Source organism: Pontibacter sp. SGAir0037 (genome assembly GCF_005491705.1).
Classification (GTDB): Bacteria; Bacteroidota; Bacteroidia; order Cytophagales; family Hymenobacteraceae; genus Pontibacter.
In genome coordinates, this window is record NZ_CP028092.1 from 814,507 (window position 1) to 829,781 (window position 15,275).

14 protein-coding genes are annotated in these 15,275 nt (G+C 48.6%); 4 read left to right on the top strand and 10 right to left on the bottom strand.

The window, feature by feature from the left end:
* Nucleotides 1–115 precede the first annotated feature (115 nt).
* Nucleotides 116–1,354 carry a group II intron reverse transcriptase/maturase gene (ltrA, locus tag C1N53_RS03250; protein WP_137757598.1) on the bottom strand — a complete coding sequence of 413 codons (1,239 nt, stop codon included), beginning with the start codon at nt 1,352–1,354 and terminating at the stop codon, nt 116–118.
* A gap of 423 nt (nt 1,355–1,777) precedes the next feature.
* Nucleotides 1,778–3,211: a group II intron reverse transcriptase/maturase gene (gene ltrA / locus C1N53_RS03255; protein WP_137757599.1), complete on the bottom strand. Its 1,434-nt coding sequence runs from the start codon at nt 3,209–3,211 to the stop codon at nt 1,778–1,780.
* A 561-nt stretch (nt 3,212–3,772) separates the two neighbouring features.
* On the opposite strand from ltrA (C1N53_RS03255), the gene C1N53_RS03260 reads away from it, so the two are divergent.
* Nucleotides 3,773–4,288, top strand: a complete 516-nt coding sequence (locus tag C1N53_RS03260) for a hypothetical protein (protein WP_137757959.1) — start codon at nt 3,773–3,775, stop codon at nt 4,286–4,288.
* 81 nt (nt 4,289–4,369) lie between these two features.
* Here the strand turns inward: C1N53_RS03260 and C1N53_RS03265 are convergent, their stop codons facing one another.
* Both C1N53_RS03265 and C1N53_RS03275 read right to left on the bottom strand, forming a co-directional pair.
* The gene (locus C1N53_RS03265) at nt 4,370–4,591 is read right to left on the bottom strand and encodes a hypothetical protein (RefSeq protein WP_240773371.1); all 222 of its coding nucleotides are present in this window, start codon (nt 4,589–4,591) and stop codon (nt 4,370–4,372) included.
* Nucleotides 4,592–4,990: 399 nt separating this feature from the next.
* Nucleotides 4,991–5,383, bottom strand: a complete 393-nt coding sequence (locus C1N53_RS03275) for a transposase (protein WP_137757962.1) — start codon at nt 5,381–5,383, stop codon at nt 4,991–4,993.
* A 270-nt stretch (nt 5,384–5,653) separates the two neighbouring features.
* On the opposite strand from C1N53_RS03275, the gene C1N53_RS03280 reads away from it, so the two are divergent.
* Nucleotides 5,654–6,385, top strand: coding sequence for a DUF2625 domain-containing protein (locus tag C1N53_RS03280; RefSeq protein WP_206077611.1), 732 nt, complete (start codon nt 5,654–5,656; stop codon nt 6,383–6,385).
* Nucleotides 6,386–6,424: 39 nt separating this feature from the next.
* On the opposite strand, the gene C1N53_RS03285 is transcribed toward C1N53_RS03280, so the two are convergent.
* Nucleotides 6,425–8,053, bottom strand: coding sequence for an IS1182 family transposase (locus C1N53_RS03285; protein ID WP_240773372.1), 1,629 nt, complete (start codon nt 8,051–8,053; stop codon nt 6,425–6,427).
* A gap of 79 nt (nt 8,054–8,132) precedes the next feature.
* Here C1N53_RS03285 and C1N53_RS03290 point away from each other — a divergent pair, with 79 nt between their 5' ends.
* On the top strand, nt 8,133–9,422 hold the full coding sequence (locus C1N53_RS03290) for a hypothetical protein (RefSeq protein WP_137757963.1): 1,290 nt from the start codon (nt 8,133–8,135) through the stop codon (nt 9,420–9,422).
* A 358-nt stretch (nt 9,423–9,780) separates the two neighbouring features.
* Here the strand turns inward: C1N53_RS03290 and C1N53_RS03295 are convergent, their stop codons facing one another.
* The 3 genes from C1N53_RS03295 to C1N53_RS03305 form a co-directional block, all read right to left on the bottom strand.
* Complete coding sequence (locus tag C1N53_RS03295; protein WP_137757964.1) at nt 9,781–10,299, bottom strand: ankyrin repeat domain-containing protein; 519 nt, start codon at nt 10,297–10,299, stop codon at nt 9,781–9,783.
* 55 nt (nt 10,300–10,354) lie between these two features.
* The gene (gene hemA, locus C1N53_RS03300) at nt 10,355–11,581 is read right to left on the bottom strand and encodes a glutamyl-tRNA reductase (RefSeq protein WP_137757965.1); all 1,227 of its coding nucleotides are present in this window, start codon (nt 11,579–11,581) and stop codon (nt 10,355–10,357) included.
* A 144-nt stretch (nt 11,582–11,725) separates the two neighbouring features.
* Nucleotides 11,726–13,258: a catalase gene (locus C1N53_RS03305; protein WP_137757966.1), complete on the bottom strand. Its 1,533-nt coding sequence runs from the start codon at nt 13,256–13,258 to the stop codon at nt 11,726–11,728.
* Between the two features lie 273 nt (nt 13,259–13,531).
* On the opposite strand from C1N53_RS03305, the gene C1N53_RS03310 reads away from it, so the two are divergent.
* On the top strand, nt 13,532–14,200 hold the full coding sequence (locus C1N53_RS03310; RefSeq protein ID WP_137757967.1) for an SGNH/GDSL hydrolase family protein: 669 nt from the start codon (nt 13,532–13,534) through the stop codon (nt 14,198–14,200).
* Between the two features lie 89 nt (nt 14,201–14,289).
* Here C1N53_RS03310 and C1N53_RS03315 read toward each other — a convergent pair whose 3' ends face one another.
* Nucleotides 14,290–14,619, bottom strand: a complete 330-nt coding sequence (locus C1N53_RS03315) for a hypothetical protein (RefSeq protein WP_137757968.1) — start codon at nt 14,617–14,619, stop codon at nt 14,290–14,292.
* A gap of 88 nt (nt 14,620–14,707) precedes the next feature.
* Entirely contained in the window at nt 14,708–15,271 is a 564-nt protein-coding gene (locus C1N53_RS03320) for a hypothetical protein (RefSeq protein ID WP_137757969.1), read from the bottom strand.
* Nucleotides 15,272–15,275: the final 4 nt, after the last annotated feature.

Genomic DNA, 15,275 nt, shown 5'->3' on the forward strand with positions numbered 1-15,275 from the left:
GCAAAATTACTCACGGTGAGGCTCTCAGTCGAGTAGCGCAAGGGAACCTCCCCCTTACGCCCTCACAGAACCGTGCGTAAGACTCTCGCCTTACACGGCTCCTATTATCCAACCTTCACGGCCTTACTCCCAGCTGCCAGTGCGCAAACAGGTTCGGAATGGCCTTAGCCACCTTCCCCAGCCAATCGCTTGCTCTGATTTTATGGCCCTGCAGTTTCTTATACTTCTGCCTGGCCCAGCTCTTGAGTACAAGGTTCAAATATCTCAATACCTCATAGAGTTCCGATTTGTAGAAGTGTCCGTAGTAGTTAATCCAGCCTTTCAGAACTGGGTTGATTTCCTCGGCCAGCCTTGTCAGGCTGCTGCCGCTTCTGCTGGTCAACTTCCATGCCCTTATCCTTTCCCGGATTGCCTTCCTGGCTTTATCGCCAACTGCCGGTAAGAATCCGATAAAATATTTACCCTGCTTATTCCGTGACTTCCTGCTTCTGAATGTATAGCCCAGAAATTCAAAAGACATGTTCGGGTAACTTTTGCGTCGGTCCTCGTCCCTGCAGTAAACAATTTTGGTCTTCTCCGGGTGCATCTCCAAGCCACATGCCTTTAGCCTTTCTGCCAGTGCTTCTTTAAGCGCTATCGCCTGCTGCTCGGTGCTGCAGTGTATCACACAGTCGTCTGCGTAGCGCTCGAACGGGCAACCGGGATACTTTATCCGCAGCCACTCGTCCATGCAGTAGTGCAGAAACAGGTTGGCCAGCAGCGGACTGATGACTGCTCCCTGCGGAGTGCCCTTTGTCCTTTCTGTGGTTATGCCGTTTCTTTGCTGCACAGGTGTTTTGAGCCACCGCTCGATGTAGAGCAGCACCCATTTGCAGTCTGTGTGCCTGCGCACTGCTTTTAGGAGCAACTCGTGCGGGATGCTGTCGAAGAAGCCTTTGATGTCCAGGTCCAGAACCCAGTCCTGCCGCCAGCACCGCTGCCTGGCTTTGCCCACCGCTTCCAGTGCGCTTTTGCCCGGCCTGTACCCATAGGAGTCGTCATGGAACACAGGCTCCAGTACTGGTGCCAATGTCATGGTGACTACCATCTGGGCAATACGATCCGTAACAGTGGGTATTCCTAGTGGACGGGTGCCCCCGCCGCTCTTGGGAATTTCCACCAGTAAGACGGGTGCGGGCATATAGCTTCCCGAGCTCATTCGGTTCCATAACCGGTAAAGGTGATTTCTGCTGTCCTGGTCGAACTCCTCGAGGTTTAGCCCATCCACACCTGCGCTACCTCCGTTTTGTTTTACACGCAGGTAAGCCTGGTGCACGATGTGCTTTGAGATGGTAAATGGTTTTGTCTTAATCATGTCAGTACCTCCTGCAGGCTTACCTGCAGTTTTCTTTGTGATAAAAACCGGATAATACATCCCCTTGGCTCCATCCCCATTACAGGGACTTCCACGCTACTACGGGATGTTCCGCCCGCGTGCCCTGCCTCGGTACTCTTACTCTTGTGGGTCTGCCACTTGAGCTTCTCCCTTCTCATCAGGACGACACGTTCTCACGTTCCGTGCAAATGCCTGTGTTAAGGTCACGCTGCCTTAATGCCGGATGCCGCATGAGCAGTAGCCAGGTTGCCCTCATGCTTATCCCGGGACAGTGGTGACTCCCGGTTTTGACATCACTTATTCGCTAACGACACTTCTTCAGCAGTTCACTTGCGTTCGTCTCCTTAACACCTACCTGCTACCTTTCCGGTAACTTTTCCTTGTCGCTCACGACCATGCCTTTTAAGCAAAGCCGCACAAGGCGGTTTGGAGCCTGCACCTGACTACCGGCTCCGAGGGGCCTGCCCTCATCATTTGCACAGCACCAAAGGACACTAAAAGCGTCCTTCGTTCGTGACACACCACCACTGTACAAGCGGTTCTCGCATACAGCGGTTCGTTAAGCTGTGGAGCTACTTTCTTGTAGTAGTCAAGCATTGATTCATACCCCCTGCGGACAAGCCGTTTCACCGTTACCGTCGTTATCAGGATTGGACTTTGAGCTACTGCCCATCCTCCTTTCCTGGTCCTGCTCCAGGCATACGCCTGCCACTTGGGAACGCCCAGCCGAATCAGGTTCTTCCTTTTCCGGTCCGGTCGTTTCCAGTCATGCCAGATGCAGTGCCTGAGCCTGTTTCGTATCCAGCTGTCGACCTCTTTGAGTTTGCCCTGTATACTTGCCAAACGGAAGTAGTGGACCCAGCCTCGCTGCGCCTCTTTCAGTTCCCGGACACGCTGCTCAAAAGAGCAGGGCGTTGTTTTGCGGGTGATGCTCTTTAGCTTTTGCTTTAACCTTTCCCATCCCTTCTTTGCCACTACCAGCTGGTATTTGCCCTTATCTCCCTTCTTATAGGTGGGCACGAATCCGTGACCCAGAATCTGAAAGTCTACTGGCCGCCTGATGCCGCTCTTCTCCCTGTTGATAGGCAGCTTGAGCCTGTTCCGCAGGAAGAGGAATACAGCGTTGCCTACTTTTCGAGCTTCATCTTCACTTTTGGTGTAGACGCTGAAGTCGTCGGCATAGCGCACGTAGCGCAGCCCCTGCCGCTCCAGTTCCTTATCCAGCTCGTGGAGCATGATATTGGAGAGCAGCGGTGAGAGCGGGCTTCCCTGCGGCACGCCCTTCCGACGTTTGACCAGTCTCCCGTTGATAAGGATGGGGGCCCGGAGCCATTTGCGGATGAGGCGTAGGGCGAGGGGGCATTTTACCTTCCGGTAAAGCAGTTGCAGCAGCAGGCAATGATCCACTTCATCGAAGAAGTTCTGCAGGTCGATGTCCACGATGTGCTGATAGCCCTCGTGGATGTGCCTGTGTGCCTGCTGCAGGGCCTGGTGGGCATTGCGGTTGGGGCGGAAGCCGTAGCTGTGCTGGGTAAAATCAAGCTCAAAGAGCGGTGCTATCACCTGATTAACGGCCTGTTGCAGTACGCGGTCGGTGACGGTGGGAATGCCCAGCAGGCGATTCTTACCGTTGCTCTTGGGTATGGCTACCCCTAGGATGGGTGGAGGCAGGTACCTGCCGTTGCAGATGTCGGTAGCGATGGCGTCCCTGTTTTGTTTCAGGTGCGTAGCCAGCTTCTCTACCGGCATACCGTCCACACCGGCCGAACCTTTGTTGGCCAGCACGTGCGTGTATGCCTTGAGCATGTTGCCCCGGTGGAGTACCTTCTCTATCATCTTTACTACTTTTACTGTAATCTCTGCCCCGCTTAAGGCAAGGCTGGCTGAGCCTCCTTGCCGAATTAAGAGCAACTTAACGTTCGGCCCTTCGGTAGCTTGTGAGACCTCCGGGTGCTTCCCGGCTCGTTACCTCTACCTACTATGGCCTCTGCTGACTTCTCCCTGTGTTCACGACAGAGGGAGACCTCCCCAGGTAAGAGCACATTCCTTCCTCCGATTCCTGCTGCATCTACACAAAGTCGCTTGTTGGTCAGGGGCTTTACAAAGATGTGCTTGCTTACCCACGACTCCCTGCCTCTTATGCAGTTTCTGTCCGTCAGTACCGGATTTTGCAGTCCCGCTTTCTTCACTGCACGCCTCACGACGAACCAGCTTGCGGCTTGCTAACAGGCTTCACCAACTCGCCTGTAAGGGACTTGCACCCTCTGGAATAATTTGATACCTTCAGTACCAGGTGCCCATACTGGGCGCACACAAGGTTTATACCCTATGCTTCGGCTGATGGCCTCGCACAAGGTATACACAAGCCGTTAGCATCAATTTAAACAACATAAAAAAATGAAAACATTCCTTTTCTCTTTTTTCTTAGTCCTCTCTTTTGCTACTGTATCTTTTAGTCAGGACTTACAACAAAAATCTACCACTCTCACAAACATCAGAGCAAGCAGCTTAAATGGCGAGCAACCTTTAGTCTTTATTGACTCATTAGCAACAAAAATCAACCATCTGGTGATCAAGCCAAGCCAGATCGAAGTGCTTAAAATATATAAAGGTGCAAGTGCATTGAAGATCTTTGGCGAAAAGGGAGAAAATGGGGTTGTTCTGGTAGAACTGAAAAAAGACATACCATTACAAAGGCTTAATAAAGTGTACGACCATTTCAAAGTCTCCCAAGCGAACAGAAAGCTCAAAGTACTGCTAAACAAAAGCCTGCTTGTTGATCAGCAATTCTTTCTTGCTGATTTAAGTCAAATAGAAAAGATAGAAGTTACAAAGTTGGATGCGACTAGCCCAAGGAAGTGGAGTTTCAATGAAGATGAAAGTTACCTAAACATTGTCACAGTAAAAGAATAACATATGCTAACCACACCCGTAAGCCAGCTACGCCGCCTTATGGCCCAGTCCGAAATCTATGAGTAAGACAAGTGCTTTTGTCTAATTTTTGTTCAATTTGATCTCATAGGGTGTCCCTCTTTTGATGACGGCCACGATCTGGTGCAGGAGCTTGTTTCTGACCGCATTCAGCACGCTCATCTTGCTTTTCCCTTCCCCGACTTTTCTGTTAAAGTATAGCTTCATCTCCTGGTTGTAGCGCACGCTGTTTAGGGCCGCCATGTGCAGCACGTGCTTGAGCTCCATGTTAGCAAACTTAGACACACCCGTTTTGCCCATCACGCTTGTTCCGCTTCTGTACTCGAAGGGGGCCACCCCGGCTTAGCAGGCCAGCTTCCTCCATCCTGGTGAACCCTCTAGTGTATACCAGCAGCGAGATGGCCAGCACCTTGCCCACGCCTTTTACAGAGGTCAGCAGGTCGTACTTGTGCTTTAGGGCATCGTCTTTGGCGATGAACTCCTGCATCTTTTCCTCTACCTGCTCCATGCTTTTCTCCAGCCCTTTGATGGCCTTTTTGTTTACCTGCTCAAGTGTCTTGCCGGAGACAGGATCTACCGCCATGAGTTCTTTGACAGTTACTTTGATGCTCTGCAGTGCCTTGAGCAGCCTGCCTCTGTTCGCCTGCAAATCCTTCAGCCGCTCCAGCGTCACTGCCGACAGGTTCACGCACTTTGCCTCCTGCCGGTGCAGCAGGGCATAGCGGGCAATCCGCTGCGCGTCCACCCTGTCATCCTTCCCCCTGACCAGGCCGATGCTTCTCTTGATCTGAGGGCGCTCTCCATCCACACCCTTACCTCCCTTGCCAGCAGGTAGTGCACCAACTGGCGGATGTAGAGGCCCGTGTGCTCCAGGCAGCAGAGCGTTTCAGGTCCTGCCTCGCAGCCCTGCTGCTTGAGCCATGCCTTCATGCGGCGAAAGCCGGAGGGATTGTTGTTGAGCTTGTGGCAGAGCTGCCTGCCGTCACTGCAGTCGATCAGGCACACGTCCAGGCTGTCTTTGGAAACATCCACGCCTAAGATAAAGGCAGGAGCTTGTGTTTGTATAGCTTTTTCCATATCTTTAAATAGGTTGTGCAAGCGACGGATCGAAACCTTTGTGATGGGCCCTGCGTCCCGAAAATCTATATGACCCCTGCCTGCGGGTTTGAAAATAAAAGCAGCCAGACTGAATCGGTTGGTAGGACCTTGGTCGCCTTGTTGGCGGGTAGTGCCCTGGCTGCTTCTTCAGGTACAGTCAAGTTAAACCTATATCTGGTAAAGGAAGTAGAACTATTGGAAAAATCTCATGGCGCTAATCTATAGGTTGGCATTAACCTAAATCATGAATTGAAAAAGATAGCTGTATCCACCTTTCTACTTTTATCTTCTTTAACTATGGCTAATGCACAGAGCGGTAGTTCTCGCCCTTTATCAGAGCTTATAAACAAAGAAGACTCAGGATGGACTATAGTGCAGGACTGGTTAAAAGAAGCAAGCAACAAAGTAGAAGTTTTACCTAAACAACAGCAAAAGGCAGAGAACGCCCTGTTACAGTTGCAAGTCACTACCCGCTCACCGATGGGAGCAATCGTTTATGAATCTGGCGGAATACTGGTGGATGATGGTTGGATTCGCATCTTAGGTTCGGGCTCTGAGAAGCTTGACAGGAGCATCATGGAGTGGAACAGGGGGAAGTCCTTTACAAATGATGGAGAACAGCCTTCTTTTCTGTTGATTGCTGATGATGTGCTTGGTGGATTCTACGCCATTAACGCGGGAGCATTCGGGCAAGAAGAGATTGGGAAGGTATTCTACTTTTCTCCTGACAATCTGGAGTGGGAGTCATTAGGAATAGGGTACTCTGATTTTTTATCTTTTTGTTTTGCAGGTGACATCAATGAATTTTATAAAGGACTCAGGTGGGAAAACTGGAGAGAAGAAGTAAAAAAAGTTGATGGTAAGAAAGGCATCCATTGCTTCCCTTTTCTCTGGACAGCTGAAGGTAAGGATTTGAATAAGGTAAGTAGAAGAACTGTGCCAATGCAAGAGCTTTGGAATTTATATATGGAACAGAAGTAATAAAAAGGCCTATGCCAACAAGGGTAGCTGTTGCACAACTCAAGCATAACTTGTTTCTCCTATTTCTTTCCCCGCCCACCATACCTTCCGATTTGCTAAAAGTAGGCTGAAAAACTCCTGTGGCTCTGGTCTGGGCAGGGCCAAGACAGCTGTCTGGCTTCTTTTTGGGGTGAAGCGCAGCAGTTTCTGCAGGTTGTATGCTGCTGCTGCCATAATCATTCCCTTATTAGCTACTTCCAGTCCGCGAGTGTTGATCTTGCCCATTCCCATGAAGTTTAGCAGCGTACCCAGTACCGGTTCCACCGTGGCCTGCCGCAGCCCTTTCATGCGCCGCCCCCAACGGCTGTTGACCCGGCTGATGGCCCGCTCGTACTCGTCCCGGTAGTAAGTGATTTCCACCTTGCGCTCATGGCCTTTGCCAATGCAGCCTTCACGGTAAGGGCAACCCTTGCAATCCTTTCTGGTGGTCAGGTAGATCTTCATTTTATTTGTTTCGACCCGGTTGGCTGCCACTCTGCGGAAGGTAGCTTTCTTGCCCCAGGGGCACAGCCAGTAATCCTCTTCTCTGTTGTAGGTGAATCCCGCAGGGCCACCCTTGTAGGTGCCGTGTGGCGGGATAAAGGCGCTTATTCCCTCTCGTTCCAATAAGGCGTAGTTGCTGCCTGAAGAGTAGCCGGCGTCGGCCAGCAGCGCGGTGCAGCTCAGGCGAAGCAGTTGTAGCCTTGCTTGAAGATGGCTGACTATGGCGGGCAGGCATAGACTATCCTTGCGGTCAGCTTGTGCGGCCTGCACGTGCGTGATCACATGGCGGCTCGTGTCTACCGAGAGCTGCAAAAGGTAACAGAGCTTGCGGGCCTTGCCCGGTTTTATCGCGATGCGGGCATCCGGATCCACGGGCGAGTAATGTGTCTTGTTGGAAGTGTATTTGGCGCCCTTGTTATGGGCGCCCGGGTGGTAGTTCTGTTCCAGTTGCCACTTGCGGTTGCGGGCCCGGATCTCAAGCAATTCTTCCCGGCTGGCCGTGATGGTACGCTGCTGCTGGCTGGCTTTGTTGGCCTTCGCTATGCGATCCCCGCGGCTGATGACCCTGACTCGTTCCAGGTGGGCATTGAGCGTCTCCTGGGGCACCTTCAGTTCAAGGGAATCCATGGATGCATTGGCTTTGACGAGAGCCGAGTCCACCACCTGCGTGTGGCCCGAGACCATGCCTGCCTCCACGCACAGGGAGAGCACGCGCGTGAAGACTTCTTCAAAGAGAGAGGCGGGCAAAAGCTGGCGGGTGCGCGAGACGGTCGAGTGCCAGGGCAGGGGCTCGTCGAGCTGGTAATCGAGGAAGTAGAGCAGGTCCAGGCGCAGGCTGCAGTGCTCGATCAGCTTGCGGTCAGAGGAGATGTTCTCCAGGTGCGCCACTAGGCAGAGCTTGAAGAAGACCACCGGGTCAATCGAGTGCTGGCCGCACCTGCCGTAGTAGGGAGCCGTCAGCTGGTAGAGAAACGAGAGGTCGAGCCTGTCCTTGAGCCGCCGGTAGAAGTTGTGCGCCGGCACGTGCGCCGAGAGCGAGAAGCGCAGCTCCCGCTCGTCTTCGAAAGTTTTCCTGCCCTGCATCCCATCAAAGATTTGGTAATATATCCTTTTACGACTATCTTCAATAGGTTGTGCAACAAGCACAAGGTATACAAGTCATACTTCGGTTATGCCTCGTTTACCTTGTATACAACCCGTCAGTAGCAATGTTATAACAAATTATATGAGAAAATTTTTTTTCGCATTTTTGATTTTTACCTCATTTAACTGTTTTGCGCAGAGGCATAAAAGTGTGGTCACGGACGACATTCCTAATTTCTGGAAAGCCTATGACCAAATCATTCAGACGAAAGACAGCACAAGACAAATTGAACTGATCAACGCCTTGTATATCAGCAAAGGCTCACCAGGACTGCAAGCCATTATGCAAGCTCGCAGATATACGGCGCAATCATACGTAAACGCAATCAACAAATATCCTTTGTTCTGGGGCTCTATCAGAAACAATACTTTGAAAGCGGATAATTATGCCAAGGAAATTGAGAAAGGAATAGAGAAACTTAAGAAAGTCTACCCGTCTTTGAAGCCTGCCAAAATATATTTTACAATCGGGGCCTTTAGAACCAATGGAACTACTATTGCGGATAAGGTTCTAATTGGAAGTGAGTTGGCTATGGCAGACAAGAGCATTGTCACAAATGAGATTGAGATGGATTACCCTCATCTCAAAAGCTTCTTCGAGACTAGCCCCATCAGCGACCTGACCTTTTTAAATACGCATGAATACATTCACACGCAGCAGAAAACAACTATTGGAAATTCTCTATTAGCCCAAGCCGTTTTGGAGGGAGCGGCGGAGTTCGTAGCAGAAAAAGCCCTAAATATGAAGTCTCCCAACCCGCAGATTAATTTTGGCCAAAGTATGGATGACCGATTGAAATCAGAGTTTACAAAGGAGATGTTCACTTCCGACTTCAGAAATTGGCTATGGAATAGTTCTGACAATAAGTTCGGGATGCGTGATTTAGGATATTACATTGGCTACGCAATATGTAAGAATTATTATGATGCCTCAAAAATTAAAAAGCAGGCAATAGAGGAGATGATAGAGTTGGACTACAACAATGAAACGGAATTGTTTAAATTCGTAGATAGAGCAACCTATTTTGAAAAGCCTATCAGTTATTATGAGAGTTTAAGGCCACAGGTCATAAGTATTAAACAATTTGAAAATGGAAGCCAAACCGTACATCCTAATACCACGACCATTACAATACATTTCTCTCAACCTATGAACGTCAATACAAGAGGCTTCGAGTTTGGTCCCTTAGGAGAAGAAAATGTATTGATGATTCAGAAAGTGATAGGGTTCTCTGAAGACAGAAAGTCCTTCAGTTTCGAAGTAAAGATGGAGCCTAACAAACGATATCAGTCTCTAGTCTCAAAAAGGTTTACTGATGAAGCAGGGATTCCCTTAAAACCTTACTTGATTGATATCAAAACAGCTCCATAAGAACCGCTCCTTCCAAAACAGTTTATACCATATGCTTCGGCCGATGGCATTGCACGCCGTTTACACGAGGCTGTCAGACTGTTTGGCAGAGGTTATTAGACAAACTGATGTTGGCAGGTATCACAATTATCTAAAACAGCAGCATGATTAAGAAAGTACACATTGGCTTGTTTGTATTCTTGCTTCTGAATCTGTTGCTTTCAGTTGTGCTTGACCTTGGGTTTGATAACAGATTAATGTTCGTAGTTAGGGTGCTTATATATACAACAGGAGTATTATTGTTCTTTTTTACCATCAAAAACAGAGGCCCAAGCTTTCACCTGCGCCTCTGACTTTACTAACCATCTAAAAAATGTCTTTACTGCAGCAGTGCCACCGCTTCGGCATTTCCCTGCTGGTTTGCCAGCTCTAGGGCCGTTAAGCCCCTTTGGTCTTTCAGATTCTTATCGGCTCCCTTTTCTATCAGCAGTTTTACCAGCTCATTACGGCCAAACATGGTGGCAAACATCAGGGCGGTGCCGCCATTGCCGTTTTGCAGGTTAAGATTTGCCCCGTTCTCAATCAGCAGTTTTGCCACTTCAGGATAGCCTTTAAATGCGGCACCCATCAGGGCCGTGTTGCCTGTGGCATCCTGGCGGTTAACATTGGCTCCGGCTTTTATTAAAAGTTCAGCCGCTGCACTGTGTCCGCCATACACGGCAATAATTAAAGGTGTGAAACCGCGCTGATCAGCTGCGTTTACATCTGCTTTAGCTTCGATCAGTGTCTGCAGCGTAGCAAGGTCGCCTGCTCTTGCAGCTGAAATCAGGTCTGTGCCTTGTGCAAAAAGCGAAAAAGGGAAAAGTAGGAAAATTATGTTAAACAATAATGATTTCATCCGTATAAAAGTTAAAAATAAGGGAGAGGTAAAAAGTTAATTTATGCTAAAGGTATTAATCTAGTTTAAACAGGGTTTGCAGTGAGTCCAGGAGTACCTGCCGCGATGCACCTGTTGTCGTTTTTAAGGCGCCTGCCGGTCTTCTGATAAGCCGGTCTAATGCTGCTTTAGCCAGCTTGCTGGCTGTGTCTTCCTGCTGCAGTTGCGGGTGCTTTGCCAGTTCTGTTTCCAGCACAGATGCAAAAAAACTTTTGAGCTGGGCAACAGATTTTGCCACAGGCAGTTCTTCCAGCCATTGTGCAAATTGTTCGGTTTCTTCTTCTATGATCTGTTCTACATCGGCTATGGCTTGCATGCGGGCAGCTTTAACAGCCTGTGTCCGGCTCGTGATCTGGTCTATGTTGATGAGGGTTGTATGTGCCAGTTGAGCTACGGCAGGAGCTATGCTTTGTGGTACAGAAAGGTCCAGCACTATACGTCTGTTGGAGGTTGTACCAAGCTGCTCAGGCTTTATCTGCTCTCCACCGCTCACACAGGAAATCACTACATCAAAGGAAGGCAGTGCAGCAAGATATTGTGAGTAAGGCAAGTGTTCTAATTGTAGTTTCTCTGCCAGTTCAGCAGCTTTGGCGTCGGTACGATTGGCGACAGCAATTGCTTTAAATCCAAAAGAGGCGGCATACTTTGCTACATCTGTGCCCATTTGTCCGGCCCCTATTATAAGCAGTTTTTTAGCCGGGAAATCTTTTCTGGGTATAAAATCAGCTATTCTTTCCAGGGCAGCATAACCAACCGAAGAGGCACCGGAACGGAAACCTGTTTCGTTATGCACACGCTTATGAGCCCGGAGCAGCGTTTGCATAGCCTGGTGCAGCAGCGGACTTCCGAACTGCAGATCTTTTGTATGCTGATAACTTTCCTTAAACTGGCCGATAATTTGACGATCGCCTATCACCTGAGAGCGTAACCCCAGGCCGACTTCCAGCAGGTACTGCAAGGTACTCTCGCTGTAATTGTGATGCGTAAACAGGTTCGTGTATGCTGGCTGCTTGTGCAGTTGCTTAAACTGCAGCAGTTCCTGTTGTATTTGTGCAGGGGTGGTGTCGGCCGATTCGAAATAAACCTCTGTGCGGTTGCAGGTGGTTATCACCAGTACGCCTTCAGCCAATCCCCTGATCTTTAAGGAAGCCATAAATGCTGCCGCTTCTTCTTTCTGTAACTGAAGCGCCTGCCGCCAGTTTAATGAGGCTGTCTGATGAGATAGAGAAACTGCCTTCAGCATCGTGTTTAAGAATTATAAATTATAAATTAGAAGTTAGAAATGAAGGGGCGTTATTCCTGTTATGGAAGCCTGAAATCAATTCTAAAAATCTGGGTTGAAATAAGGCTGAGTGGCAGCAAAGCATACCACCCAGCCTTCATGAGGTTAATTTGCAGAAGCCGTAACAGCTACAACATCTTTCTGATTAAGTTTCAAGGCTTTGATCAGGCGGTTTCCGTAGTCGGCATCGGCCTGGTAAAAGTGGCTTACCATCCTAGTAACGATCTCTTTGTTCTGTACCTGCCCCAGGTCACCAGCCAGGTTGCTGATCAGGTGTTTTTTGTCTGCTTCAGATAAAGAGCGGTACAACTCACCGGCCTGAGCGAAGTTGTTTTGCTTGGAAATAACGCGCTGCATAGTTTCCGCATCTATTTTACGGGTAGAATACTCATACTGCTTGTTGTCGGCATAAGTACCTTGCTTAGTTATACTAGGCTCGTAGTTGATGTTCGAGTTCTTGGCTCGGTCGCTGTACGCTCCATTCTGGTTGTTGCTGTTTACTTCAACTTTAGGAGCATTAATGGCAATACGCTGGAAGTTTCCGCCCAGGCGGTAACGTTGTGTATCGAAGTAAGAGAATACACGGCCTTGCAGCAGCTTGTCTTCCGATGGCTCTATACCTGGTACTAAAGTGCCCGGTGCAAAGGCAGCCTGCTCTACTTCTTCAAAGAAATTACCGGGTACGCGGTTCAGTGTCATCTTACCGACTTTCATGCTTGGCGCAACACTCTCAGGCCAGATTTTAGTTGGGTCGAGCGGGTTGAAATCGAATTTATCCAGGTCTTCCGGCTTCAGCATTTGCACAGAAAGCTCCCACGACGGATAGTTTCCTTTGCTGATCTGCTCGTACAGATCAGTGGTTGCATGGGTATGGTCTTTTGCCTGTACCTGTGCAGCCTCCGCAGCCGTCAGGCTTTTTACGCCTTGCAGAGAGGTCCACTTATACTTTACATACACCACTTCGCCCTGTGTGTTTACCCATTTAAATGCGTGTACGCCAAAGCCATCCATCTGGCGATAGTTGGCAGGAGTACCCAGGTTGGTGTACAGGTAGGTGAGCATGTTTGTAGACTCAGGCTGGTGCGACAAAAAGTCGAAAACTCGGTTCTGGTCCTGCTTGTTATAGATTGGCGAAGGCTTGAACGAGTGTACCATATCAGGGAACTTCATCGCATCCCTGATGAAGAACACAGGCAGGTTATTGCCTACTAGGTCGTAGTTGCCCTGGTCGGTGTAGAATTTTACGGCAAACCCGCGGGGGTCGCGCAGTGTTTCAGGAGAGCCCTGCTCGTGAACAACGGTAGAGAAACGTACAAATAGAGGCGTTTTTTTGCCTTTTGAACCGAAAAGTGAAGCTTTGGTATAGGCTGAGAAATCGCCATAGCTTTCGAATTCGCCATGAGCTCCGGCACCACGGGCATGTACAACACGCTCTGGTATACGCTCACGGTCGAACGAAGCCAGTTTCTCAATCAGGTGAACATCTTCCAAGAGAACAGGCCCGTTCTCTCCGGCAGTCTTTGAACTCTGATTGTTGCCAACAGGAGCTCCTGTGTTGGTAGTAAGTGGCTTTTGCTGGGCAAAAGCTACTTGTGCACTTGCTAGCGCGGCTAAGAGTATAAGTTTTTGCTTAAACATGTATGTAGTAATGTTGTTTTATGCTGCAAAGGTGCTTGTTGCGCTCATATTGTTCAAATCAATAAAAGTTATTTAGTTATAGTTTTTGCTTATATGTATAGCTAATATGCTATGTTACAGCCAGCAGAGAAATGGCTCGGTGTAGAAAAAACAGGCCTTATAACGAAGCGGAAGGGATAGGTGGCGCAAGTAAACAGGCATCTTAGAGATTATGGCGGTCTAATATGGAATACCTGCGTATATTAGCTTCTGTTAAAACATACACCCTTTGCTATGAAATATTTACCATCATTTTTACTAAGCCTGTTACTGTTGTGTATACTGGGTACAGCGCAAGCACAGCAAAATAAACCACCGTTCTGGGACGAAATCCAGGCTTTTAAGAAGCAGGACAGCCTGCAGGCACCGCCCAAAGACGCTATCTTGTTTGTTGGGAGTTCTTCATTCAGGATGTGGGGCAATGTGCAGGAGATGTTCCCGGAGCATAAGATTATAAACAGGGGCTTCGGCGGTTCTACACTTCCCGACCTGGCATATTATCTGAACGATATCGTGTTCCCCTACCAGCCACGCCAGGTAGTTATCTACTCGGGTGAGAATGACATAGCTTCCGGTACCGTTCATGCGCAGGAAGTTTTTAAACGTTTTGAGGCCGTGTTTACAGCTATCCGGGAGAAGCTGCCGAAGGCTACTTTAACATTTGTTTCCATTAAGCCGAGTCCTTCGCGGGAGCAATACATGCCGGTTGTGGTTGAGGCCAATAATCTTATTAAGAGCTACCTTAAAAAGCAGAAGAATGCTCAGTTTGTAGATGTATACCCACTGATGTTGCAAAAGAACGGGAAGCCTATGGCAGATATATTTATAGAGGATAACCTGCACATGAACCAGAAAGGCTATACCATCTGGCAAAATGCTTTAAGGCCATATTTAAAGAAATAAGGAAAAGCTGGAACAAGCGTTTGTCCGAAAGCAAGAAGAGCAGCTCTACCTAACAGAGCTGCTCTTCTTGTTTAGACTAAGCCAAATATTTATGCTATAACCTGTTGTTTCGTAAAGAGATAAGGAAGGGTAGCTGCTAATTCTTTGTACAGCCATTTTGCTTTGATGCGTAACATAAAGCTTTCAAACGAATACTTGAATTGCAGGTATTTAACTCCCTCCAGAATTCCGCTTTCACAGGTTTTCCATAAAGCATCGGCTAAAATCTGGTCTTGAATAACGATGGAGTGGCAGACAATACCTTCCTTTAAAAACGAACATGCCAGTCCGTTTCCACCTGCTCTCAGCAACAACACTTGATTGTTTACCAAACCATTTCGGAAGCTTTCCAAATCTTCCGGAAATTGAAAATTTGTCATGGTTCATGTTGGTTTAGTTAAAGAATGTTGAGTATATATTGAAAAAATATCGAAGCAGCTTGGGCTGCTAATCTGCTGCAACCATACATTAAAGTGCCTGGGTTTTCTGAGGCAGCAGCACCAGGTCAACTATAACGTTTAGTTCTTCTTCCACTTTCACCATACCGCCAAGTTTGCGTGGCGTATGTAAATCAAAGTCAGAGAAATTGAGGCAAAGGTCTGCTCTCAGTACTTCCTTGTTAGCTTCTTCTGCTCTGTAAAAGTGCACCTGCTGAAGCAGTTTGCTTTTACCTGCTAACTGAAGCCTTAACGTTCCGGCGTAGCCTTTTCTAAGCTGTTGCAGTTCCAGCACTTCTACGTAAACCGTCGGGTACTGCTGTGTATTGAGCGTACGCTGAAAATCCTTGTTCAGCAAAAGATTACCGCAGCCAAATTCTTTTACAGGTATGCGCAGGCATAGCTTTTCCTTCGCAGAGAGCGGCTTGTTGATCAGAAGCGTATCCAGCCTGCTTTCTGCTTTATACTGGCAGGAGATACTCCCAAGAGTGGTAGAAGCCTGCACCGTTATTCGTTTTTCCCGGACAACGAGTGCCTCTTCTTTCGGAAGTAATCCGCTTACAGCCAGCAGGAGGAGGGCAAGTAGGATACGCATCTGA

What these genes read in the sequence shown, in the direction of transcription:
- ltrA (WP_137757598.1), bottom strand. Translation starts at nt 1,354, where the DNA reads ATGATTAAGACAAAACCATTTACCATCTCAAAGCACATCGTGCACCAG.
- ltrA (WP_137757599.1), bottom strand. Translation starts at nt 3,211, where the DNA reads ATGATAGAGAAGGTACTCCACCGGGGCAACATGCTCAAGGCATACACG.
- C1N53_RS03260 (WP_137757959.1), top strand. Translation starts at nt 3,773, where the DNA reads ATGAAAACATTCCTTTTCTCTTTTTTCTTAGTCCTCTCTTTTGCTACT.
- C1N53_RS03275 (WP_137757962.1), bottom strand. Translation starts at nt 5,383, where the DNA reads ATGGAAAAAGCTATACAAACACAAGCTCCTGCCTTTATCTTAGGCGTG.
- C1N53_RS03290 (WP_137757963.1), top strand. Translation starts at nt 8,133, where the DNA reads ATGAGAAAATTTTTTTTCGCATTTTTGATTTTTACCTCATTTAACTGT.
- C1N53_RS03295 (WP_137757964.1), bottom strand. Translation starts at nt 10,299, where the DNA reads ATGAAATCATTATTGTTTAACATAATTTTCCTACTTTTCCCTTTTTCG.
- hemA (WP_137757965.1), bottom strand. Translation starts at nt 11,581, where the DNA reads ATGCTGAAGGCAGTTTCTCTATCTCATCAGACAGCCTCATTAAACTGG.
- C1N53_RS03305 (WP_137757966.1), bottom strand. Translation starts at nt 13,258, where the DNA reads ATGTTTAAGCAAAAACTTATACTCTTAGCCGCGCTAGCAAGTGCACAA.
- C1N53_RS03310 (WP_137757967.1), top strand. Translation starts at nt 13,532, where the DNA reads ATGAAATATTTACCATCATTTTTACTAAGCCTGTTACTGTTGTGTATA.
- C1N53_RS03315 (WP_137757968.1), bottom strand. Translation starts at nt 14,619, where the DNA reads ATGACAAATTTTCAATTTCCGGAAGATTTGGAAAGCTTCCGAAATGGT.
- C1N53_RS03320 (WP_137757969.1), bottom strand. Translation starts at nt 15,271, where the DNA reads ATGCGTATCCTACTTGCCCTCCTCCTGCTGGCTGTAAGCGGATTACTT.